Here is a 24,871-nt window from a genome sequence, read left to right as displayed (position 1 = left end):
AAAGGCTTTCTAATAATAGAAAGCCTTTTTTTTATAATATGATTTTAAAGCTTATTTACCTTCCAGTGCGGAAATAAACGGAGCGCGGAATTTAGGATCTTTCTCTTTAAATTCTAAAGATTTTTTATACGTATCAATGTTGAAAAACATTTCAGCCGGTTCCCCTGACTTTTGCTCTAAAAATAATTTAAAGCTATAAGTTGCTGTTTTATCAAGATCAGCATTTACTTTATTTGAAGAGAAAACTGTCGGTATCAATGTTGCACTTGCGAAAGGGCCAGAAGCTGGTACTTCATATATTTTACCCAATGCTTTTATAAAAGCATCACTCTCTGCACCTAAAGAAGAAATTTTAATTTTACCTTTTGTAAAACCAACATCTTCATTAGCGACATCATCAATAATTCCGGCAGGGATAAGATTTACGACTTCTACTTTCAATCCAACAGTATCTCCTTTGAAGGTACTTTTAGCCGTATAGATGTAACTAGAATCCGTTTTTACATCATCAACAATACGTAAGAAAAGATGTTTATTATTAGTGACAGGTCCATCAATGGTCAATTCCTCAATAGGAATGTTACTTTTTTTTGATTTATCGCCACCTTGTTGGTTTTGGGTAGTGTTGCCACATGCTGTCGCAAAAGCTAACGCAGATAGAACAGCAATTTGATTTATTTTTCTCATCTTTTTCAGTAATTATGTTTATCAGTAAAATCGTTTACTAAAACTAACGATTTTTACTGATAAACAAATAAAATAGATTGATTGTTTTACTTAATTAAAGCATCATATAAGATTTCTACAGGGTGGTAAGAATGTCTTGCCGCTCCATCTTTAATCTGGTGCCGGCAAGATGTACCTGCCGCAGCAATCCATGTAGAAGAATCCGTATTTCGGACAGTAGGCAACAAAACCAATTCTGCTACTTTCATCGAGATGTCGTAGTGTTCTTTTTCATAACCAAATGATCCCGCCATACCACAACAGCCTGATGGAATCACCTCTACTTGGTAGTTTTGAGGAAATGACAAGACTTTCTCTGTTGTTTCTACTAAATGAAATGCTTTTTGATAGCAATGTCCATGCAACTTAATTGTTTTCTCACGCGTACTGAACTGCTCTTTTTGAATACGGCCAGCTTCAATCTCTTTCAGTAAAAACTCATCAAACATCAATGCATTTTTAGCTACTCTACTTGCATCTTCATAGAGATCCGAATCTACCAAAGAAAGATATTCATCTCTAAAGGTAATGATACCCGATGGTTCTATTCCTAATAAGGGGGTCTCCTCTGTTATTAGATCTTTCAAAAAAGTAATATTTTTATTAGCGATCTTCTTCGCTTCTTTAACCAGACCTTTTGAAAGATAAGTTCGGCCACTCTCAATATGTTTTGGAATAATCACTTCATAGCCTAAAGCAGTTAGTAATTTATATGCTGTAATACCTATTTCGGCATCGTTATATTCTGTAAATTCATCTGCGAATAAGTATACACGCCGCTTTGCATCTGTCTTGTATTTCTGCTTTCTCACCCATTGTGACAATGTAGTACCAGCTACCAACGGCAGTGATCTCTTAGGGGCAAAACCTATGGTTCTTTTTACAAGGCCCGCTAAAAAGTCATTTTTGACAACAAAGTTGTATAAGGGCGCTACCAGTGATCCTAATTTTTGAGATTCTGTGAAATTTGCAATCACTCGCGACCGGAAGGGCACACCATGCTCATCGTAATAATGTTGTAAAAACTCGGCTTTCATCTTAGCTACATCAACACTAGAAGGGCATTCAGTTTTGCAACCTTTACATGATAAACATAAGTCCATCACTTCTTTTAATTCTTCATGGTCAAACCGGTTCTCTTTTGTTGAATTTGTCAAAAATTGACGCAACATATTGGCACGAGCGCGTGTCGTATCCTTTTCATCGCGTGTAGCCATAAAAGAGGGGCACATCGTTCCACCGGTAATTTCTGTTTTTCGGCAGTCACCTGATCCGGAACACTTCTCGGCCAGACGTAGGATACTTTCCTCTTTCGAAAAATCGAAATAGGTCTTTATCTGTGTTGTATTTTTATTATTATCATAACGGAGATGGGTGTCCATTGGTGGTGTATTTACAATCTTATTGGCATTAAATACGCCTTTAGGATCAAATATTTCTTTAACCTGCTCAATGAGTTTAAAGACTTTTCCTCCTAAAACTTTCTCAATAAACTCACCTCTCAGACGACCATCACCATGCTCACCACTTAAAGATCCATTGTATTTTAAAACTAAATCTGTTGTCTTTTCTAAGATCGAGCGAAAAGTTTTTACCCCCGATTCTGTTTTTAAATTAACAAAAGGCTCAATATGGAGTTCTCCTGCTCCAGCATGCGCGTAATAAGATGCGTGAACTCCCTCTGCAATCAATAAATTTTGAATATCTGCTACATATGCAGGTAAATCTTCCGGAGAAACCGCACAATCCTCAATCAAATTAACCGGCTGACTATCTCCGGGTAAATTACGGATTAACCCTAAACCCGCCTTCCGTACATCCCAAACCAAATTGGTCTGCTCACCTGTTATATATGGATAAGCATAACCCAAATGCTTTTGAATCAACGCGGCCTTCAATGCCATCGCCTTTGCTTCCACTTCATCTGGCGTATTTCCTCTGAACTCCACTATAAGCAAAGCTTTGGGATCACCTTCTATAAAAAAACGATTATATTGATAAGTGGGGTGCCCGACAGTAAAATCCATGATATACTTATCGACAAGTTCCGAGGCTTCGGGATTATGTGACAAAGCAATCACATTACCTTCCATACACGCAATCATATCGTCAAAGTGGATACATAGGAGACCTAATTCTTTAGGCGGTAATGGTAATAATTGCAACTTGGCCTCTGTAACGATCGCTAGGGTTCCTTCAGAACCAGCTAATAGACGGCACATATTGAAAGGAGCAGTTTTATCTGATACCATATCCAGTGCATATCCTGTATTTCGTCTTGTTATCGACCGTTTGGGATATCCCGATGCTATTGCCTGCATATTTTCTTCCACTGTCAACATCGCATTCAATTCGCGGTAAATTGCACCTTCCCTATCTTTTTGTATTAATTTCTTGAAATAAGATGCTTCGTCCAACGCTTCAAATACGACCTCAGACTGATCATCTAATATGACATTCGCTGTTAATAAATTTTGACGGGTATCGCCCCATACAATGGAATGTAATCCGGAGGAATTATTACCGATCATTCCACCAATCATCGCACGACTTGCTGTTGAGGTTTCTGGACCAAACATGAAGCCAAATGGTTTGAGGTAATGATTGAGATCATCACGAATAACACCAGGTTGCACACGCACCCATTGTTCTTCGACATTTAATTCAAGTATCTTATTAAAATACTTCGAGATATCCATAACGATACCATTTCCAACAACCTGACCAGCTAAGGATGTACCTGCTGTCCTCGGAATAATCGTAATGCCGTTTGCAGATGCAAACTGTATTAAAATTTTGATATCTCCACTATTTCTGGGAATCGCTACAGCTAAAGGTAGTTCTTGGTACACGGATGCATCAGTGGAATAGGCAAGACGGATGGTATGGTGATAAGCAGAATCATCATAATACAAGTCCCCCGTTAAAGATTGCGATAATTGATCTAAAGAAATATTTTCCTTCACAGTATGGTATAATTTGTATCAACAAATCTAACTATTTTAAATAATGAAAAGAATTGATAATGCAAGAAAATGAAAAAACAATATTAAACATGCATAAAAACGCATGTATATGATTTTTTGATGCTGCAAATAAGATGTACTTTTGCAGTAAAATATTTTAAGATGCGTAAAACCCTCATGCGATATAGCCTTCACTCCGACTTCATCATCTATCTGATTCGTATTTTGATCGGTTTTTCTATTGGTTACTTTTTATATATCAGCTTTCCTGAATATTCAGCAATATGGGCTTTAATTTCTATTGTTTTAGTGATTTCTCCGGATGATAATGAAGCAACAAAAATTGCTTTTGATAGAACTAAGTCTAATTTTATTGGTTCGGCGACGGGTATACTGTTTTATTTTACCAATCTTCCTCAGATGTGGTCTATGCTTTTGGGTGTCATCACATCCGTCGCTATATGCAGGTTATTCAATATCCTAAGTGTGGCCCGTACAGCAATGGTAGCCATGATCATTGTCGTGGTTCATGAACATCAATTAAAGTCATATGTTGCCGCACTCGATCGTTTTGCCTGTGTCACTATTGGTTGTCTCATAGGATTGATTGTCACTCTTAGCACCAGTTATATCATTAAAATATTACGTGAAAAATACTCGATGGAAACCTTTAGCGAATAATATTCGATGAGACACCTAAAATACCAAAGATAATTCAAAAGAACACAAATGCCCTAATAATCAGATTATTAAATAAAAAAAACTAGTACTCAGGCTAGTGAAAAGACTATTTGTTCTAAAAAAAATAACCTCGCAAATAGAATTATATTCTGAATTTAACTAAATAATTTGAATATTATTCGAAATATCACTACCTTTGCATTCGATATGACAAAAGTAGAATATAATTTAGATCATGTAGATTTCAAAATCTTGCGTTTAATGCAGGATAATGCTCGAATCAATAATGCTGATATAGCAAGAGAGCTTAGTATGGCTCCTTCTGCGATTTTAGAACGTGTTAAAAAATTAGAGCAAAAAAATGTAATCCTACAATACAACGCCAAGATAAATCCAGCGGCAATTGATCAGAAATTACTATCGTTTATATTTATCAAAGCGAACGATATAATTGGAGAACAGAAAGTCGGTATTCTTCTAGCAGAGATACCCGAAGTGCAGGAAGTGCATGATATTGCTGGAGATGATGGTTACCTAATCAAAGTTCGGACGGCTGATTCTACTGCGTTAGTCGATTTGATGCGTAACACTTTGGGAAAAATTGAAGGAATAATTTCAACAAGAACCACAATTGTTTTGCAAACAGTGAAAGAAGAACAACAATTAGTTATACCGGAATAATTTAGGAAAGGAATAGAGAGATGTTAAATAATAAAGTACAACAAGCAAGCCCTTTAATGATCGTACTCGCGTATGCTGTCGTATACATTGTATGGGGGTCGACTTTTTTCTTTATTGAAAAAGCGCTACACAGTTTCCCGCCATTCATTTTAGGATCTTTTAGGTTTATTACTGCAAGTATTTTGCTGATGGGGTACTGTGTATTGAAGGGTTATAAAATATTCAACAAGAGAGCAATCCGCGATTCTATTGTTGTCGGATTTTTACTCTTATTTATTGATATGGGTGGTCTTATCTGGGCAGAGCAATATGTTTCAGGTGGTGTTGCGGCGATTATTGCGGCAGCAGCGGCGATTTGGTTTGTTATTCTTGATAAACCAAAATGGAAAGAAAATTTCAGCAGTAAATCTACCATCGCTGGTTTGATTTTAGGTTTTGCTGGTGTTGTTTTACTCTTTGTAGAGCAAATCATCGCAAGCAAATCTTCTGCAAATAAAGAAATAACCGTTATTGCTTTAGTGATTATGGTGCTTGGATCTATCGCCTGGACTGCAGGTTCATTATATTCCAAATACCAGAAGAAAAGCCAGCAAGAAGAGACGGAAGATTTACATGTCTCCGTAAAGACTGCATGGCAGATGATTACAGCAGGTGTATTATTTACAATTGTTGCCAGCTTAAATGGTGAATTTGCTCATTTTAGTTTTCAACAGGTAACGCCTATCGACTGGTTTAATATATCGTACTTAATTGTTTTTGGATCTATTTTAGCATTCAGTTCTTACATCTGGTTGCTATCAGTAAGACCTGCTACGGAAGTAAGTACATATGCCTATGTTAATCCTATTGTAGCATTGGTATTAAGTTACTTTTTCAGTAGCCATGCCGTGACATACATACAAGTAATAGGCCTAGTTATTATATTGGTTTCCGTATTGCTGATGAACTGGAAATTATATAAGAATAATAAAATGGTTGCAAAAATCACAAAAACGACCATTGCAGATCGTCGGAAATCAATACGATTGAGAAATCAAAGAGATGCTGTGGTCAGAAAAGACATTAAAAAAACAGAGGTTGCCAATTAGAAAAAGCGCCTTCTTTTGCATATTGATAATAAAAGCTTAACAAAAATGTTAGGCTTTTATTATCTACATTTGTACCGAAAACACTTATTACATGATGAAACTTACTATACATCAACTTCAATATGTAACCTTCGGGTTTTTAGCTATTTTACTTAGCACATCTTGCAGCAAAAAATTAAGTCCTGTCCAAAAGGACTTTAAGCAATACGAGATCAATAAAAGCACCGTTGAGGATACCGCGATCGTAGCTATTTATAGTCCCTATAAAAAGCAAATGCAGGCAGAGATGAACCGGGTAATCGGCTTCTCGGAAGTTGCATTGACTAAAGAAAAGACTCCTGAAACTTTAATGGGAAATTTCTTTACACAAGCGCTATTGGTTGCCAGTGAAAAAATCAACAACAAGGCTGATATCGCTTTTGCAACAAAGGGCGGTATTCGCAATGAAATAAAAGCGGGAGATATTACTGTAGAGAGTGTTTTTGAGGTTATGCCATTTGAAAATCAGCTTACAGTGATGGAGCTGAGCGGTGAACAAATTGAACAACTCGCCAACTTTATAGCGGCAACAGGGGGGCAACCTGTTTCAGGAATTACCTTATCTATCCAAGATAAAAAGCCAATAAATATTCAGGTACAGGGAAAAGATATAGACAAAAATAAAACCTATAAAGTAGTCACCTATGATTACCTAGCGAATGGAGGAGACAATTTAGATTTATTTACACATGCGCTTAAAAGAACTGATTATCCTCAAAAAGTAAGGGAAAGCTTGATGGACTTTATTTCCAGCTTTACAAAAAATGGTCAAAAAATTAATATGCAATTAGATGGAAGAGTTAAAATCATTAAATAGAAGAGGCTTTATAAAGACTGCCGCAGGCCTTTCTGCAGCAGTAACCCTTGGTACGTTACCATTCTCATCATTTGCAGGTTCAAAAAAAATAAAATTAACCATTCTACATACCAATGATGTTCACAGCAGAATTGAACCCTTTCCTATGGATGGCGGTAGATATCAAGGATTGGCAGGAGTTGCACGCAGAAGTACACTTATCAAAAAAGTAAGGGCTGAGGAAGATCATGTTCTTTTGTTGGACGCAGGCGATATGTTCCAAGGTACTCCCTATTTTAATCTGTTTGGAGGGAAATTAGAGCTTGACTTAATGACCAAATTGGGATATGATGCGGGTACATTTGGTAATCACGAATTTGACAATGGGTTAAATGGGCTTATCAAATATCTGGATCACGCCAAATTTCCTTTTTTAACGGCAAACTATGACTTCACAGGAACAGTGCTGGAAGGAAAAACACAAGATTATACCATCTTCAAAAAAGGTGGAGTGAAGATTGGTGTTTTTGGTTTAGGGGTAGATATTGAAGGGCTGGTTGATCCGAATAATTTCAAAGGCATGAAATACCTGGATCCAATTCTTATTGCAAACCGCGTGGTCAAAGAATTAAAGGAAAAGCATAAATGTGACCTTGTCATTTGTCTATCTCATTTAGGGTATCAATACGAAAGTGAGAAGGTATCCGACCTCGTATTAGCTTCCAAGACTAGTGATATCGATTTAATCATTGGTGGACATACGCATACCTTTTTGAAAGAACCTACTTTTGTAACGAACTTAAAGGGAACAAAGACAGCCGTTAACCAAGTGGGTTTTGCAGGAATAAACTTAGGAAGAGTTGATATTATTTTTGAACCTTCGACAGGTAAAAAGAATATGTTAGCCTCAACTTATGAAATTAACAATTCTATCGAAGCATCCCAATTAGTTTAAAAATAACATTTTTATCTAGCCAAAGGGATATGATTTATTCCTTTGGCTTTTTTTACATATTCACTTGAAAAAACTTTTATCCATCTATATCGGATCCTTCAAAGGGTTATCGCGCTCCGCATGGTTGCTCGCAATTGTAATGCTTATCAACAGAATGGGAAGCATGGTAATCCCATTTTTAGGAATTTACATGACCCAGGCTCTTAATTTCAACATTAAGCAGGTTGGTCTTGTTCTGATGTGTTTCGGCTTTGGATCTGTTTGCGGTTCATATGTAGGGGGTTGGCTGACAGATCGATTTGGGAGTTTTAAAGTCCAGCTACTCAGTTTGACATTAGCAGCTCCCCTATTTCTGATCACTCCTTACTTCAGGACTGTCGAGTCTTTAGGTATAATGATCTTTATTTTGAGTGCTGTCTTTGACGCATTCAGACCTGCCAACTCGGTTTCGGTCGCAAGCTATGCAAAACCTGAAAATATAACACGTGCTTTTTCATTGAATCGATTAGCGGTTAACCTGGGGTTTTCAATTGGACCTGCGGTTGGTGGCTTTTTAGCAGGGATATCCTTTAACTGGATATTCTACGGAAATGCAATGGCGGCAGCAGTGGCAGCGGTTGTCTTTTTTCTATTTTTCTATAAGAAGGAAAAAAACAATTTAAAAACTTTAAAAACAGCACCTGTTACCACGACATCGCAGCATAAAAAAGAACGAAATCCCTATAAAGATAGTCCATTTATCATCTTTAATATCCTTTGCTGTATATTCTCATTATGTTTTTTCCAACTCATATCGACACTTCCTATTTTCTATCGTGAAGTGCATCACTTAAATGAACATGAGATCGGATTTTTAATGGGCTGGAGCGGTTTAATTATCGTTCTTTTAGAGATGTTTATTGTACATATTGCAGAAAACAAATTGACCATCACAAAAACATTGGTAATCGGAACACTTTTCTGTTCTATATCTTATGCCATGTTCAATATACATGCAGGGGTATTCATGCTCTATGTTACTTTTTTCGTGTTTGGCATCGGCGAAATGTTAACACTGCCTTTTATGGCAACTGTAACCATAAACAGGTCAACAGCCAAAACACAGGGAGCCTATATGGGCTTCAATTCATTAGCCTTCTCTGCTGCGAATATTTTTTCACCGCTTTTAGGGACAAATATAGTTGGATCCTTTGGATTCACAACACTTTGGTGGGCTACCTCTGCCGTTCTCGCGTGTACAGCAGTAGGATTTTACTTTGTTTTGAAACGTTTGTAGCAGTTCTAACGAATAGGTATACAATCGATTATTTTAGATTAAAATTGACTTAAAATACATATTATAGAAAAGGCCCGATATATAAATATCGGGCCTTTTCTATAATATGTATTTCGCTCTTATTAACTGCTGAAGTAAGCTCTTACGTTCTTACCTTCTACCCAGTTCATAAATGCTTTATTAACAACTTTATTTCCTCCAGGAGTCGGATAATTACCAGAGAAGTACCAGTCACCTTTATGATCAGGACAAGCAATATGTAAATTATCTAAAGTCTGGAAAATCACTGTTACTTCAGCTTTCAAATGATGTGGCGTAATGATTCTCGCAATTTCATTTGAAATTTCATCATCTGTAAAGGGTTCGTAGATAGCTTTGACATAATTTTCTATGTCGTCAATATCTGCTGTTATCGAAACCAAACATTTTTGATATACTTCATCAATAATATGTGCTAAACCACGTTGTCTTAATAACGATATAGCCGCTTCAAAAGCAACAAACTCACCCATTCTAGACATATCGATACCGTAACAATCTGGGTAACGAATTTGCGGTGCTGATGAAACAATTACAATCTTCTTCGGATTCAGACGATCTAAAATTGTTAAGATACTTTGTTTTAAGGTTGTTCCTCTTACAATGGAATCATCAATCGCAACGATTGTGTCTTCATGATCTTTAACAATTCCGTAAGTTGTATCGTATACATGCTGTACCATATCAGTACGATCAGCATCTTGCGTAATAAATGTACGTAACTTAGCATCTTTCACATTCAATTTCTCAAAACGAGGATGAATGCTTAAAATATCTTCTAACTCACCGTCATCAATCTTATCCGCTCTATTTAATAAGGCATCCTTTTGAAAATCTCTAACGTAGGTATTGATACCATCCATCAGACCGTAGTAAGATACTTCAGCCGTATTTGGAATAAAAGAAAATACCGTGTTCTTAATATTATTATCAATTGCATTTAATACTTGCGGACATAAAAGGCGACCTAATTTTTTGCGCTCTTTATAAATATCAGCATCTGAACCTCTTGAAAAATAGATACGCTCGAAAGAACATGATTTTTGCTCAACAGGCTCTCTAAACATTTCTTCGGTAACTGTCCCATCTTTTTTTGCAATCAACGCATGTCCAGGTTTAATTTCCTGCACTTTATCAATAGGAATATTAAATGCAGTCTGAATAACTGGTCTTTCCGAAGCAACAACAAGCACTTCATCGTCTTTATAATAGAAAGCTGGACGGATACCGGCAGGGTCGCGCATAACAAATGCATCTCCATGACCAAATATACCTGCAATCGTATAACCACCATCCCAAGTTTTTGCTGAACGCGTTAAGATCTTAGGAACATCCAAGTTTTTTGCAATCAGAGAACTGATTTCAATATTAGAATAACCTTCTTTCTTAAACTTGTCAAATAAATCCTGGTTTTCGTCATCTAAGAAATGTCCAATTTTTTCCAATACAGTAACTGTATCTGCCTTTTCTTTTGGGTGTTGACCTAGCTCGTACAACTGTTGCAATAATTCGTCAACATTTGTCATGTTAAAATTACCGGCAACAACCAAATTGCGAGACATCCAGTTGTTCTGTCTTAAGAAAGGGTGACAACTTTCAATGCTATTTTTACCATGAGTACCGTAACGCAAATGACCTAATAATACCTCTCCGGTAAAACTAACATTATCTTTTAACCATTGTGTATCTTTAGATTCCTCCGGATATGCCTTGTGTACAGATGCAAACTTCTTTTGTACATATTCAAAGATATCAGCCACAGCACTGGATCCCATCGCTCTGTAACGAGAAATGTACCGATTTCCTGGCTTTACGTCGAATTTTATGGTCGCAATACCCGCACCATCTTGGCCACGGTTGTGTTGCTTTTCCATCAATAAGTACAATTTGTTTATGCCGTAGTAAGGCGTACCGTATTTTTCCTGGTAATAAGAAAGGGGCTTTAACAGTCGAATAAGTGCAATACCGCACTCGTGTTTAATTGAGTCGCTCATATCTTGATTTGATGTCGCAAAAATAGCAAATATTTATAATTAGTTGTATCAAAAAAAGACTCTTGTATTTAAAAATTACAACTAGAAGACAAGCAAAACTATTTGATTAGCTGTTGCAAAGCTACTTGCAATACCTTAACATCATCAACACCATCTAAATGTTTTAATAATTTGTGTGTTTTTGCATCGTAGATATACAGTGAAGGTGTTTGTGTAGGTTTAAATAAGCTGATAAACTGTCCATTTTTATCTAAAATAAAAGACACGTTAGGATGAGGTCTCAATTTCTTTGCAAACATATTTATAAATCCTTCCACATATTCGACATCATTCATGGCAACAAAGTAGAATTTAATATTTTTAAACGACTGTATCTGTTCCGCTATCCCCGCCCCCATTTTTTGACAATGACTGCAACCCGTGTCATAGTAATTAAAAATGATAAGTCCCTCCTTTGGTAAATCGGACGTTTTAAAAGATTTACCGGTAAATACCTCTTGAAGAGAAAAATAAGGGATCTGTGTAGGCGCCTGAGCACTGACACGCTTTGTTGGTATAAGTAAAAAAGTAATTATTATTAATGTAAATGTTTTCATAAGATTAAAAATAAAACAGTATTGACAAAGGTTAAATATACGAGTCAAATTGTACACATAACACCAAGCTGTTAGTTTATTTACAAAAAATAACGTAAGTTTGGTTGATTAACTTTTTTTAGAACGTCACTTAACACAATTAAACTGTGAAAAAACGTATTGCCATATTTGCTTCAGGTTCTGGTTCCAATGCCCAAAAAATAATGGAGTATTTTAAATATTCTGAAGATGCCGAAATCGCTATCGTATTGAGCAATAATGCTGATGCATATGTTATCCAAAGAGCTGATAATTTTGAAATACCTGTCCACGTATTTGACCGAAATGAATTTTTCAAATCGGACGAAATTGTTAAAATGTTAAAAAACTTAAACATTGACTTAATTGTACTTGCAGGATTCCTTTGGTTAGTTCCTAATAATCTTTTACAAGCTTTTCCCAATAAGATTATTAATATCCATCCAGCGCTGTTACCTAAATATGGTGGCAAAGGTATGTATGGTGATCATGTTCATAAAGCCGTATTGGCAAATAAAGAAACAGAGCATGGCATAACAATTCATTTTGCAAATGAGCATTTTGATGAAGGAGAAGTAATTTATCAAGGCCGATTTAAAGTAGAGCCTCATGATACTTTAGAGGTAATTAAGTTTAAAGGACAACAATTAGAACATCAGCAATACCCTAAAGTAATTGACAACTTACTAAAAAAGATGTAATTTAACGTTTTTTATTTAGACTACTTATAAATAATATATATCTTTGCATTATGAATACTTCAGAATTGCAAGGAACAGAACTTCAAGATACATTCTCAAAGGAGAAAATAGATTTTTGTGCTGATACAAAAGCATTAAGTCCGTTTTCTCCTTTTTCATGTGCTTGTTTCAAAAAATGTTGTAAGAAATATAAAAAAGGGAATCGTTGCGGCAAATGTCCAAAGCGCTAATTTTTGCCTACTCTTCTTCCAGATAATTCAGATCTTTATCAAAGCTCTCTTCGAGCTGTGTTAATGCATATATAGCAATTCCTGATAATAAAAATATCATCATAAATGCGGCTGTAATAATACCCCAGTGATTGACAAGAACACCGTACAACATTGTTGAAGGGATCAGTGCTCCACGAACAAAGTTTGGTGCAGTAGTGGCCACTGTAGCTCGCAAATTCGTCCCGAACTGTTCTGCAGATATGGTGACAAAAGTTGCCCAATAACCTATACCAAGTCCCATAAAAAAGGAAAGCCATATAAATTTAGTCTCAGAAAAACCATCACTTAATAAATACCATGAAGAACTTACGAGGATAATTATTTGACACAGTAAAACGACTTTCTTTCGTGATTTCAAAACCTGAGCTAATAAACCTGCCAGTAAATCCCCTAAAGAAATCCCCAGATAGGTGAACAAAACTCCTTTTCCAGCACTAAGAACCACTGGCGCATGTAGCGCTTTACCAATCTCTGGAGCCTGAGTAACCAGTACGCCTACCACAAACCAAATCGGTAATCCGATGCACAAACAGTATAAATATCTTTTAAAACGACGTTTATCAGTGAAAAGCATACTAAACTTGCCCTTCACTACTGTTTTCTCTTCTGCTGTTTTAAACAAGCCAGACTCGAGTGCCCCTACCCGCATTAACAGTAACAACAATCCCATACCGCCACCAACAAAGTAGGCAGTTCTCCAATCATATTGTTCAGATATAAAATATCCTAAAACGGCGCCTAAGACACCAACTGTAGCAACCAGCATGGTACCATACCCTCGTTTTGATTTATGCATGCTTTCGCTAACTAAGGTAATACCGGCTCCCAATTCACCCGCTAAACCAATACCGGCAATGAAACGAATGATACCGTACGTCATCACATCATGTACAAAACCATTCGATATGTTCGCCAATGAATACAGCAAAATCGAACCAAACAAGACTTTCAATCGCCCAAACTTATCACCAATGATCCCCCAGATCACACCTCCAATCAGTAATCCACCCATCTGCATATTTAATACAAACTCCCCCTCGGAACGCATATCCGCAGGAGAAACACCTATTTCTTCAAAAGATTTAACACGAACAATCGAAAAGATAATGAGGTCATATATATCAACAAAATACCCCAATGAGGCAACAAGAATAATAATCCAAACATTCTTGTTTGAGGACATTTCGGGTTGGTTAGCCATATTTTATTTTTTTATAAAAATATCATTGTGGAACCATTTTTACAAATCAATTAGCAAACGAATTTTAATTTATTGTATTACATTTGCACCATGTTGTATAGTCCCAAATCCCTAAAGTGGTTATTAAGAATTTACCCGCCATTTTTATTCCAACGCATATGGGTCAAAAAAATTCATACAGACTTTCAAGGTGTGGATGTAAAAATTATCAAAAGCATTTTCAATAAAAACTCAAACAGTACCATATTTGGTGGAACAATTTTTTCAGCAGTTGATCCTTTTTATGCGATTCTTATTGATCAGCGCTTACAATCGCATGGATTTAAAAAAACTGTAGCTTGGCTCAAATCAGCATCCATTGAATATAAAAAGCCTGGCTTGACCAATCTTAGATTTTCGATCAAAATAACTGACGAGGATTTTAATGAATGCATGGATACACTTAAAAACAGAGGTCGGATTATTAAGACATTTTCTGTAGAAATTGTAAACGATCAAAATGAAATTTGTGCCATTGCGAAAAATGAAATCTATATTCGTGACCTGAATTTTACATACACGAGAGTATAATAAGCTATTATCTTCTTTATCTATTTGGTATCTTTGTCGGTAACAGACAAAATATTTCAATATGAAAAAATTAGCTTTTTTAGTTGCGTCAGCTTTTGCAATAACTTCATGTGCCAATAGCTCAAATACAAATAATCAAAATGATTTAGCGAAAACACAAGAAGAAACCATGAAAATTCATGATGAGATCATGCCGCAAGTAAGCATTTTTGATAAAGATGCAGTTACTATCGATTCAATCCTCACAAATCTTAGTGCTATAAAAACAGCTAAACCTGATCTAGATACAACAAATACTCGACAAGAATTGTCTCAGTTAAAAAGCAATCTCGAAGATGCAACAGATCATATGATGGATTGGATGAAAGACTATAGTGCCGATTCAACGACAGTAGATTATGCTAATCGCGAATTGACTAAAGTAAAAGACATGAAAGCAGTCTTTGATCGTGTATCAAAAGAGAAACAAGAAATCTTAAAAAAGTATTAATATGTTAAAATCAATTCAGATTGGTGCTTCTTTTCTTATTGGACTAACAACATTTACAATATCTAGTTGTCAGTCCAATACTGTTACACTTCCTATTTATGGTCAACGTGAACCAGTAGAGAAAATTATAGATGGTAAGACGGTTATTGATACCCTATACCATACCATCCCCCCTTTCAAATTTCTAAACCAAGATAGTGTCTATATAACGGATAAGAATTTTGATAACAAAGTGTATATCGCTAATTTCTTTTTCACTCATTGCCCAAGTATATGCCCTACTATGAATAGAAATCTGTTGAAAGTATACGAGCAATATAAGGATAGTGATCAAGTTTACTTTTTATCACATAGCATTGATTTCAAATATGACCAGCCACATGTCTTAAAAGAATATGCCAATAAATTGGGTGTTAGCAATGATCATTGGAATTTTGTAATGGGATCAAAAGCTGATATCTATGGAATTGCAAACCAATACCTAGTCTACACAGCAGAAGACAAAAATGCGCCAGGGGGATATGATCATCAAGGATATCTGGTATTAGTAGATAAACAAAAAAGAATACGCGGTGCTTATGACGGTACTAATGATGAGCAAGTTGCGAAACTACAAAAAGAACTTGCTATCCTACTCGAAGAAAAGTAAAATGATAAAACTATATCTTTTAGGAGTATTGATCGCTCTATATTCTTTATGCTCGATAAGCAGTTGCCAGTCAGGCAAAGATATAAAGACAGCACAATATGCCGTAAATGGACAAAAAATATATATTAATCATTGTAAAAATTGTCATGGCGATAAGGGTGAAGGCTTAGGCCTATTATATCCACCATTAACCGATGTAGAATTTTTAACAAAAAATAGAGATCGTTTATCCTGTATTGTTAAGAATGGACTAGAAGAAGAAATTGTAGTTGCGGGCAAAACATTTAACACTAAAATGCCAGCGAATGAAATCTTGACCGACATCGATATCGCCTATGTTTTAACCTATATTACTACAAATTTTGGTAAGCAAGATAAAATATTCAGTCTAGAAGAAGTTCAGATGAGTTTAAAAAATTGCAAGTAGGACATTCCATGATTTAAAGAAAAGCTTAGTTAATCAACTAGGCTTTTTTTGTGTTGGCACCTATTTAGGTAAAAAAAGAAAGGTTTTCAAACGGGGAGAATGAAAACCTTTACTAACCAATTATAAACCTAAATTATGATGGTACAAATATAGGCCATGCAAATTGATTAGCAAACCAACTAAATGTTAAAATATGTTAACATTGGAAATGCGAATAAATAGATGTCTGCAATGAATAAAATATAGTTTTTCATTACAATATTTTGACATTTAGATTTGATTAAAATTTCTACATTTGGAACCGAATGAACGTTCAATACACAAAAAATAATTCTAAAGTGATTTCCATATTTGAGACCACACTTCGGTTGATCAAAGATCATGGATTTCATGGCACAGCGATGAGCAAGATAGCTCAGGAAGCTGATGTCGCAATCGGTACAATCTATCATTACTTCCCATCGAAAGATGATTTGATCGTTAGTCTGTTTCAATACTGTGGCGACACTTTAAATGAAGCAATCTTTGGATCGCTGGATGATAAATTGACTTATAAAGACACTTTTTTTCATATATGGAAAGGCTTTGTAAAATTTTACAGAGAACATGTAGAAATGTTCAGTTTTTTTGAACAATTTTACTCATCTCCTTATTATAAGGTGAACAGTTATGAAACAAATGAATCTATTAGTGGTCAGAGTAATATACTTAAATTCTTAACAACAGGAATCAATAAAGGCGAATTAAAAGACACCAATGTAGAAGCATTAGCTTGCGTCTTCTTTGGAACTGCTGTATCAGCAATTAAAGGAGTGAAACACAACAAATTAAAATCAAATGAAAGCATCGAAGATGTTGTAAACATCATTTGGGATGGAGTTAAAAATAAATAATTTTATGAAGTTTAGACAAATAGCCTTTTCTTTGGCAGCCATGACTACAATATACAATGTTAGTTATGCCCAACAAACAGGCAATGAGACATTACCTGCTAAAGCAAATTTGCAGCAACTCATTGACTATGCCCTTAGCAACAAGATAAGTCTGAAACAGGCTGCAATTGATGAGGAAATTGGCGAAAAAGATATCGACATTGCCTTGTCTGGCTGGTTGCCACAGGTAAACGCTAATGGTTCTTACAACTACAATGTTAAAGTTCCCACCTCTTTTATAGGTGGACAGAACATTGCGTTAGGACAGAAGAATGCTAGTGCTTTAACCTTACAGGCTGATCAACAGATTTTGAATCCGGCACTTATGCAAGCTTCAAAAGCAGCAACACTTATCCGTCAATCCAATAAGCAAAACACTGAAAGTCAAAAAATCAACACAGTGGTTGAAGTGAGTAAAGCTTACTATGATATTTTAACGAGTGAAGAGCAGATCAAAATTGTTCGTGAAAACATTGCTAGACTTCAAAAACAATATAACGACGCTAAAGTACGCTACGAAGTTGGTATGGTTGACAAAACCGATTTCAAAAGAGCTCAAATTGCGTTAAGCAATGCAAATGCGGACGAAAAACGGACTATTGAACTACGCCGTTATAAATATGATTATTTAAAAAATTTAATAGCAGTTGATCATAAAGTTGATATTACATTATCTTTTGAGAATGCGAATATGGAAAATCAGATTCTGATTGACACGACTTCATCTGCTAGCGTAACCAATAGAATTGAATTCCAACAATTGGAAACGTCCAAGAAAATGCAAGAATTAGAAACGCAATACTATAAATGGACCTACCTCCCAAATGTAAGCGCATTTTATAACTATGCATTTAATTACAGAAATAACAAATTTAAGGATTTGTATAATGACAATTTCCCAAGCTCTGTAGCTGGATTATCTGTATCTATTCCAATTTTTCAAGGTTTTAAAAGAAAGCATCAGATCAATCAATCCAAACTACGCGAAAGTAGAATTGATTTAAGCATGGAAGATTTGAAAAATCAAGTCAACACAGAATATGCACTTGCAACAGCTTCATATAATGCCAACCTAATTGATTGGAAAACATCAAGAGATAATGTTGACTTATCTAAGGAAGTCTATGATACCATTAAGTTACAATATGATGAAGGTATTAAGACTTACTTAGACTTAATGACAGCTGAGACTGATCTTAAAACAAGTCAATTGAATTATTTAAATGCACTTTATGCACTTCTATCGAGTAAGCTAGATGTTCAAAAAGCATTAGGAACTGTAGATACAAAATAAACAACATTAAGAAACCAAGAATATCATGAATAAAAAACATTTATTAGCAGCTTTTTTTATTGGGACTACGCTAATCTGGCAGTCATGTGGCAATAAAGATGCTCAGAAACAACAGGCTGCACAGCAAGCAGAACGTGTTGTACCTGTTTCCATAGCAACTGCCACAGAAGAAATTGTCACAGGAAACCAAACATATCCAGCTACTGTAAAACCCTTAAATGAAGCTGATTTATTTGCTGAAGTTTCTGGTTATGTAACGCAAATATTTGTAACTGATGGAGCATCGGTATCCAAAGGTCAAAAATTATATGAAATTGACGGCACTCGCTATGCTGCGGCTTTAGATCAAGCCAGAGCAAATCTTAAAATTGCACAATCTAATTTGGATCGTGTGCAAACAGATTTAAACCGTTACCAAGCATTAGCAGATAAAGATGCGATCGCAAAACAAACTTTAGATTATGCTAAAACAGATCTGGCAAATCAAAAAGCGCAGATCTTAGGTGCACAAGCTGCTGTAACAACAGCACAAACAAACTTAAATCGTTCAACTATAAGAGCGCCATTCGCGGGTATTGTAGGTATATCCGATGTACGTCTTGGGGCTTTGGTTAATCCTGGAACTACACGATTAAATACGGTATCTTCAATCAATCCTGTGGCAGTTGAAATCCAAGTGAGCGAACGTGATATTCCTCAATTTGTAAACTTACAAAAATCAGGTTCTGCAGCACAGATCGGTGCAGTATTACCGGATGGAACGGAGTATACAGCTCCAGGAAGAATTGCCACTATTGACCGAGCAGTTGATCCACAGACAGGAACGATAAGAGTACGTGCTAATTTTGACAACCCTGGTAATGTCTTGAGAGCTGGAATGAATCTATCTTTAAACATCAAAACGAATTCAGCAACTGAAGAAATTGTTATTCCTTATAAAGCTGTTCAAGATCAGTTGGGAGTATTTAACGTTTATGTTGTTGGTGACAGCAGTAAAGCTGAACAACGTAAAGTTGATCTAGGTTTAAAATTAGGAGATAAAGTAGTTGTAAAATCAGGCCTTAAAGTCGGTGAGAAAATTGTTGTTGATGGTATCATGAATGTGCAAACAGGTGTAAAAGTTGCTGAGGCTCCTGCTGCTGCACCTGATGCCGCTGCACCAAAAAAATAATTTTCACAGACTTTATAAGATACAAAAAAACATATGATTTCAGAAGTTTTTATAAAAAGACCCGTCACTGCCATTGTGATTTCCCTATTGATTATGATCGTAGGTGGAATTTCAATTGTGTCATTGCCGATCAGTCAATATCCATCCGTAGCCCCACCAACTGTTTCAGTAACAGCAAACTACACTGGCGCGGATGCTCAAACTGTTGAACAAACAGTAACGACTCCTATTGAGAGTCAAATTAATGGTACACCGGGCATGCTTTACATGTCCTCGAACAGTACATCGAATGGTCAATCACAGATAACCGTAACTTTTGAAGTAGGTACTGATATTGATATCGCTACATTAGACGTTCAAAACCGTGTGGGTATTGCTGAACCAGCGTTACCCGAAGCTGTTAAACGTTTAGGAGTAACGACACGTAAAGCGAATACAGATATCTTAATGCTCGTTTCACTGGTATCACCAAAAGGTACCCGCGATGCTAAGTTTTTAGATAACTATGCCAATTTATACATCAAAGATGCGTTATTACGTATCACTGGTGTTGGTGAGGTTACCGCTTTTGGACAGCCATTCTCCATGCGCGTTTGGTTAGATGCCAATAAATTAACGAATTTAAATCTAACTCCTGCAGATGTTTCTACAGCAATTGCTGAACAAAACTTAAGAATTCCGGGAGGATCAGTAGGTTCTACTCCGCAAAAATCAGATCAGGTATTTGAATACCCAGTGATTACGGATTCAGATTTATCTTCGGTACAGGATTTTGAAGAAATCATTGTGAAATCAAATACAGATGGATCAATTGTTTTATTAAAAGACGTAGCGAGAGTAGAATTGGGTCAATTCAGTTATGCAACAAGTACGCGTGTAAATGGCATGACTTCTTCTGGTATGATGGTTTCTCAAACTCCAGGAGGTAATGCTGTGCAATCTGCAGAGGGTATCTATACTGCATTGGAAAGATTAAAAAAATCATTCCCTGATGATGTTGACTATGTTGTCGGTTATGAGACAATTTCTGTTGTTAATGCTTCCATTGAATCAGTTATTCATACTTTGATTGAAGCTTTACTATTAGTAACTTTAGTTGTATTCTTCTTCTTACAGTCATGGAGAGCAACACTAATTCCTGTATTAGCGATTCCTGTATCTATTGTTGGTACATTTATCTTCTTCTTATTATTCGGTTTCTCAATCAATAACTTAACTTTATTGGCATTCGTGCTTGCTATTGGTATTGTGGTCGATGATGCGATTGTGGTGGTTGAGGCGGTGCAGCATTATATAGATCATTATAAGATGTCTGCGGCAGATGCAACGCGTCGTGCCATGAAAGACATTACAGCTCCGGTTATTGCAATTGCTTTGATTCTTTCTGCAGTATTCGTTCCTGTAGGATTTATCCCAGGTATGGTGGGTCAATTGTATCAACAATTCTCCATAACAATTGCCGTTTCGGTTATGTTGTCTGCATTTATTGCCCTGTCATTAACACCGGCATTATGTTCGATCATGTTAAGACCAACAGCAGTTCACTCGGAAGCGAAAGGTCTTAATAAGTTTTTCTACAAGTTTAATATCTGGTTCGAAAGAGTAACGAACAAATATTCTAATGGTGTAAAATACTGTATCAAAAAGGCTCCTATGGCGTTAATCATCTTACTTTGTATCTTCATTGGTACAGGTTATATGTTTAATAAAAAACCAACTGGATTTATTCCTGGTGAAGATAATGGGATGTTCTTTGCCGGTATTACCTTGCCAGAAGGTTCGTCTACAACACGTACAAAAGAAATTTTAAATGAAGTAGAGCAAGAATTACGTAAAGATTATCCAGAGATTAAAGATATTACGGCTATTGCCGGTATCAATATTTTGAACAGAGCTTTCCAGCCTAACGTAGCGACAGTTTTCGTTTCTCTAAAACCTTGGAAAGATAGAAAGCGTACTGCTAACCAAATTACGGGTGGTATCATGGGAAAATATGCTGGCTATAATAAAGCACGTGTACTCGCTGTTACTCCTCCTGCAATTCCTGGTCTTGGTACTTCTGGTGGTTTCAGTTTAATGATTCAAGATCAACAGACCGTAGATATCAAAGTCTTCGAAGGTGTAGTTGGTAAATTCTTAGCTGCAGCCAATCAGAGACCTGAAATCGGTATGGCCTATACCCTATTTAACACAAAAACTCCAAATTACAAGTTATCTGTTAATAGAGAGCAAGCGAAGAAAATGGGGGTTCCTGTTTCGACAATCTATACCACTATATCTGCATACCTTGGATCTTCTTATATTAATGATTTTACAAGATACGGACGTAACTTTAGGGTTGTATCTCAGGCGGATAAAGATTACCGTATGAACATTGAGGACATCAACAAATTATATGTTAATAATGGCCGCGGTGAATCTGTTCCTTTAAGTTCATTGGTTACTTGGAACCTTGTTCAGAATCCAGCTATTATCAATCACTATAACATCTTTAGAAGTATAGAGGTCAGTGGTAGTGCTGCGCCTGGTTATTCGTCCGGTGATGCCATCAGAGCGCTTCAGGAAGTTGCCGCAGAAACATTGCCGAACGGTTATAGTTATGATTTCTCAGGATTGGCTTTACAAGAAACAAAATCTGGAAATATGACTATTATGATCTTTGGTTTATGTATTCTGTTTGTATTCTTGCTACTAGCTGCGCTTTATGAAAGTTGGTCTGTTCCATTCTCAATTTTATTATCGGTACCACTAGGGGTATTTGGAGCAATTTTAACATTAACATTGATTCCAGCATTAGATAATAATATCTATGCGCAAATTGGTTTAGTTGCAATTATTGGTTTAGCGGCTAAAAATGCGATTCTAATTGTTGAGTTTGCTAAAGAACGTGTAGATATCGGAATGAACTTATATGAGGCAACATTAGATGCTGTTAAGCTTCGTCTGCGTCCTATTATCATGACATCTTTTGCATTTATCTTAGGTATTATTCCTTTGATGTTATCGACTGGCGCCGGTGCCATTTCTCGCCAAACAATTGGCTGGACAGTATTTGGTGGTATGTCTGCAGCGACAGTTTTAGCAATCTTTATCGTTCCGGTACTGTTCGTTGTGATCACACGACTGGCTTATGGTAAAAAGAAATTAGCCGAGTTAGAAGCTAATTTTGATGAAGAAAAAGCTAAAAATTTATCTGCTCACTAAACATTAAAATTTATCTCAATATAATAAAGAAAGCCTTTCAATTCATTTTGAAAGGCTTTCTTTATTATAAGCTGTTTCAAATCGCTAAAAACATTGCCGGTTGAAGCTACAATCTTAACAATAATCTTACAATTGAAAAATGCTTTAATGTTAGCACAATTTGATATTTTAGCACTTCAACTAACCATCTAAATATGAAGCTAAAATTCATTACTTTATTACTGCTTGCCGGTACGATAAGTAGTCTACATGCGCAATCTGCTAAAGACTATGCAGACGCTTATCAAGACTTACAAGTATTCGAAACTCCTTTAGCCGTTAAGCTAAAAAAAGGAATCAAAAAATCTGATCTTGATAAAATTAAAAATCCACAGGTCAAACAGGTTGCCACCTCCTTATTAAATAATCAATATGATCAAAAGTACCGGTTTGCAGAATACAAGGCTATCCTTAGCCCTTCAACCTTAGGCCATAACTTAATGATCGGTGATGGATACAGCAAATATGAAAATATAACCGGAATTTATCTGCCTATAGGCCGCCATATCATATCTGTTGATCATATCGCTGCAGATAATGAAGTTAAATTGATCATTCCAAATTGGAACCGCCGAGCTCCCGAAGGAATGGATCCGACCAAAGACCCAAAGGGATGGGGTATTGTAAAGCAAGAATTTAAACTCAAAAATGGTATCAACATCATTGATGTCAAAGATTTCGACGGTCTGGCTTATATCGATTATTTTTCCGAAAATCCTAAAAAAGAAAAAGCAATCAGTGTACATTTTATTGGTAGCCCAGTTAATGGTTACTTTGATATTACGAAAAACAATGACCAAGATTGGAACAAGTTGGTAGATCAGGCTGTATATCCGGTTATTGATGCCAAAGGTCGACACATTCAGATTGCCTACCCTGCTGCCGATATTAAAAAGTATGCTTATGGAAAAGGTGTCGAGCTGATCAGTAATTATGATTCTCTTATTTACAGACAGCATCGTATTATGGGACTTATTAAATATAACAAAGTCCCTGAAAACAAAATTCTCTCGCGTGTAAATTATAATTATTACATGTTCCGTGACGGAGATGGAGTTGCTTATATGGGTACGGATCCTGGCAATGCAATGCCGCTTGTTGTAGACCCAGCCCGCGTAATCAAAGGTGATCCATGTTGGGGGTTTTCACATGAAGTAGGACACGTGCATCAATTAAGACCTTACTTGAACTGGGGAGGATTGGGTGAAGTAAGTAATAATATTTTCTCTCTTTATGTAACAACTTCTTATGGCAATAAAAGCCGTCTTTCAGAACAAGGTAATTACAAAAAATCCAGAGAAAGTATCATTAATGGTAAAATAAGTTACCTACAGGATCCAGATGTATTCAATCGCTTAGTACCTTTCTGGCAACTTCAACTGTATTTCGCAAATCAAGGTAAAAATCCTAATTTTTACCCCGATTTATTTGAAGCCTTCCGCAAACAGAATCCTGAACGTAGAAGCAGACGCGGTGGCGGTCAAGTAATGGGCGATCGTGGAAACAACCCTGCTGTACACCAATTGAATTTTGTAAAAACAGCATCTCAGGTCGCAAAACTTGATCTCACAGATTTCTTTGATCTGTATGGCTTCTTCCATGTTGGAAAATTTACTTATGATGATTATGGTAATTATACATACGAAATGACACAAGAAATGGTTGATAAGTGCAAAAAAGAAATTCAACAACTTAATCTTCCAAAGCCAGATATGGATATCTCTACACTGACCGATTAATATAAAACAGACGTAAAAGCAAATTATAAAAATAAAATGCAGATATGCCCTAAAGGTGAAATACTTTTAGGGCATATTTCATTAATACTTATAAAAACTGATTTGAGCGAGCAAACCCTAAAAAACTCGAAAGTAGATCTCTTTCAGCGCTTGTAAAGAGTTAAATTTACAGATACAGAATTTTGGGCATCATTAGGAACAAGTGGCTTAAAACAGGATATTTCGATCAATAAACTCTTTCCTATGTTATAAAAAATTATACGCCTTGAATAAATAAAGACAGATAATAGGTAGGACTTAGTATCAAAAACTAAGCCTCCAGAAGCA

At 36.0% G+C, this 24,871-nt stretch carries 22 protein-coding genes; 17 read left to right on the top strand and 5 right to left on the bottom strand.

The window, feature by feature from the left end; genetic code table 11:
* Positions 1 to 51: 51 nt before the first annotated feature.
* On the bottom strand, positions 52 to 687 hold the full coding sequence (locus FHR29_RS02065) for a hypothetical protein (protein ID WP_132844744.1): 636 nt from the start codon (positions 685 to 687) through the stop codon (positions 52 to 54).
* Between the two features lie 86 nt (positions 688 to 773).
* Complete coding sequence (locus FHR29_RS02060; RefSeq protein WP_168127465.1) at positions 774 to 3,692, bottom strand: FAD-binding and (Fe-S)-binding domain-containing protein; 2,919 nt, start codon at positions 3,690 to 3,692, stop codon at positions 774 to 776.
* Between the two features lie 162 nt (positions 3,693 to 3,854).
* On the opposite strand from FHR29_RS02060, the gene FHR29_RS02055 reads away from it, so the two are divergent.
* The 6 genes from FHR29_RS02055 (at position 3,855) to FHR29_RS02030 (ending at position 9,208) form a co-directional block, all read left to right on the top strand.
* The gene (locus FHR29_RS02055) at positions 3,855 to 4,373 is read left to right on the top strand and encodes an aromatic acid exporter family protein (RefSeq protein ID WP_132772694.1); all 519 of its coding nucleotides are present in this window, start codon (positions 3,855 to 3,857) and stop codon (positions 4,371 to 4,373) included.
* A gap of 207 nt (positions 4,374 to 4,580) precedes the next feature.
* Positions 4,581 to 5,054, top strand: coding sequence for an Lrp/AsnC family transcriptional regulator (locus FHR29_RS02050; protein ID WP_021189230.1), 474 nt, complete (start codon positions 4,581 to 4,583; stop codon positions 5,052 to 5,054).
* A gap of 20 nt (positions 5,055 to 5,074) precedes the next feature.
* The gene (locus FHR29_RS02045) at positions 5,075 to 6,142 is read left to right on the top strand and encodes an EamA family transporter (protein ID WP_132772692.1); all 1,068 of its coding nucleotides are present in this window, start codon (positions 5,075 to 5,077) and stop codon (positions 6,140 to 6,142) included.
* A 91-nt stretch (positions 6,143 to 6,233) separates the two neighbouring features.
* On the top strand, positions 6,234 to 6,998 hold the full coding sequence (locus FHR29_RS02040) for a 5'-nucleotidase C-terminal domain-containing protein (protein ID WP_243655493.1): 765 nt from the start codon (positions 6,234 to 6,236) through the stop codon (positions 6,996 to 6,998).
* Complete coding sequence (locus FHR29_RS02035; RefSeq protein WP_132772690.1) at positions 6,973 to 7,932, top strand: metallophosphoesterase; 960 nt, start codon at positions 6,973 to 6,975, stop codon at positions 7,930 to 7,932. Before FHR29_RS02040 ends, FHR29_RS02035 begins: the two co-directional genes overlap by 26 nt.
* Positions 7,933 to 7,996: 64 nt before the next feature.
* Positions 7,997 to 9,208 carry an MFS transporter gene (locus tag FHR29_RS02030; protein WP_132772688.1) on the top strand — a complete coding sequence of 404 codons (1,212 nt, stop codon included), beginning with the start codon at positions 7,997 to 7,999 and terminating at the stop codon, positions 9,206 to 9,208.
* Positions 9,209 to 9,330: 122 nt separating this feature from the next.
* On the opposite strand, the gene FHR29_RS02025 is transcribed toward FHR29_RS02030, so the two are convergent.
* Both FHR29_RS02025 and FHR29_RS02020 read right to left on the bottom strand, forming a co-directional pair.
* Positions 9,331 to 11,241, bottom strand: a complete 1,911-nt coding sequence (locus FHR29_RS02025; RefSeq protein WP_168127462.1) for a class II glutamine amidotransferase — start codon at positions 11,239 to 11,241, stop codon at positions 9,331 to 9,333.
* A 98-nt stretch (positions 11,242 to 11,339) separates the two neighbouring features.
* Positions 11,340 to 11,837, bottom strand: coding sequence for a peroxiredoxin (locus tag FHR29_RS02020; RefSeq protein WP_183912051.1), 498 nt, complete (start codon positions 11,835 to 11,837; stop codon positions 11,340 to 11,342).
* Between the two features lie 146 nt (positions 11,838 to 11,983).
* Between FHR29_RS02020 and purN the strand changes: the two genes are divergently transcribed.
* On the top strand, positions 11,984 to 12,556 hold the full coding sequence (gene purN, locus FHR29_RS02015) for a phosphoribosylglycinamide formyltransferase (RefSeq protein ID WP_183912049.1): 573 nt from the start codon (positions 11,984 to 11,986) through the stop codon (positions 12,554 to 12,556).
* A 50-nt stretch (positions 12,557 to 12,606) separates the two neighbouring features.
* A complete protein-coding gene (locus FHR29_RS02010) occupies positions 12,607 to 12,786 on the top strand; it encodes a hypothetical protein (RefSeq protein ID WP_183916746.1) in 180 nt (59 codons plus the stop codon).
* A gap of 7 nt (positions 12,787 to 12,793) precedes the next feature.
* Here FHR29_RS02010 and FHR29_RS02005 read toward each other — a convergent pair whose 3' ends face one another.
* Complete coding sequence (locus FHR29_RS02005; protein ID WP_260291578.1) at positions 12,794 to 14,029, bottom strand: MFS transporter; 1,236 nt, start codon at positions 14,027 to 14,029, stop codon at positions 12,794 to 12,796.
* Between the two features lie 90 nt (positions 14,030 to 14,119).
* On the opposite strand from FHR29_RS02005, the gene FHR29_RS02000 reads away from it, so the two are divergent.
* From FHR29_RS02000 to FHR29_RS01960, 9 genes are all read left to right on the top strand, one after another.
* Positions 14,120 to 14,599: a DUF4442 domain-containing protein gene (locus tag FHR29_RS02000; protein ID WP_021189716.1), complete on the top strand. Its 480-nt coding sequence runs from the start codon at positions 14,120 to 14,122 to the stop codon at positions 14,597 to 14,599.
* Positions 14,600 to 14,660: 61 nt separating this feature from the next.
* Positions 14,661 to 15,089 carry a hypothetical protein gene (locus tag FHR29_RS01995; RefSeq protein ID WP_021189715.1) on the top strand — a complete coding sequence of 143 codons (429 nt, stop codon included), beginning with the start codon at positions 14,661 to 14,663 and terminating at the stop codon, positions 15,087 to 15,089.
* Between the two features lies 1 nt (position 15,090).
* A complete protein-coding gene (locus FHR29_RS01990) occupies positions 15,091 to 15,738 on the top strand; it encodes an SCO family protein (RefSeq protein ID WP_183912047.1) in 648 nt (215 codons plus the stop codon).
* Between the two features lies 1 nt (position 15,739).
* Positions 15,740 to 16,165, top strand: a complete 426-nt coding sequence (locus FHR29_RS01985; protein WP_132772679.1) for a cytochrome c — start codon at positions 15,740 to 15,742, stop codon at positions 16,163 to 16,165.
* A 305-nt stretch (positions 16,166 to 16,470) separates the two neighbouring features.
* Positions 16,471 to 17,058, top strand: a complete 588-nt coding sequence (locus FHR29_RS01980; RefSeq protein ID WP_132772678.1) for a TetR/AcrR family transcriptional regulator — start codon at positions 16,471 to 16,473, stop codon at positions 17,056 to 17,058.
* Positions 17,059 to 17,062: 4 nt separating this feature from the next.
* Positions 17,063 to 18,391, top strand: coding sequence for a TolC family protein (locus FHR29_RS01975; RefSeq protein WP_031288119.1), 1,329 nt, complete (start codon positions 17,063 to 17,065; stop codon positions 18,389 to 18,391).
* A gap of 25 nt (positions 18,392 to 18,416) precedes the next feature.
* Positions 18,417 to 19,562: an efflux RND transporter periplasmic adaptor subunit gene (locus FHR29_RS01970; RefSeq protein ID WP_132772676.1), complete on the top strand. Its 1,146-nt coding sequence runs from the start codon at positions 18,417 to 18,419 to the stop codon at positions 19,560 to 19,562.
* Positions 19,563 to 19,595: 33 nt separating this feature from the next.
* A complete protein-coding gene (locus tag FHR29_RS01965) occupies positions 19,596 to 22,766 on the top strand; it encodes an efflux RND transporter permease subunit (protein WP_168127458.1) in 3,171 nt (1,056 codons plus the stop codon).
* Positions 22,767 to 22,960: 194 nt separating this feature from the next.
* On the top strand, positions 22,961 to 24,544 hold the full coding sequence (locus tag FHR29_RS01960) for a M60 family metallopeptidase (RefSeq protein WP_183912045.1): 1,584 nt from the start codon (positions 22,961 to 22,963) through the stop codon (positions 24,542 to 24,544).
* Positions 24,545 to 24,871: the final 327 nt, after the last annotated feature.

Origin of the sequence: Sphingobacterium sp. JUb56 (assembly GCF_014191365.1) — a bacterium.
GTDB lineage: Bacteria > Bacteroidota > Bacteroidia > Sphingobacteriales > Sphingobacteriaceae > Sphingobacterium > Sphingobacterium anhuiense.
The sequence above is the reverse complement of the archived record's forward strand: the minus strand, read 5'-3'. Positions and strand labels throughout refer to the sequence as shown.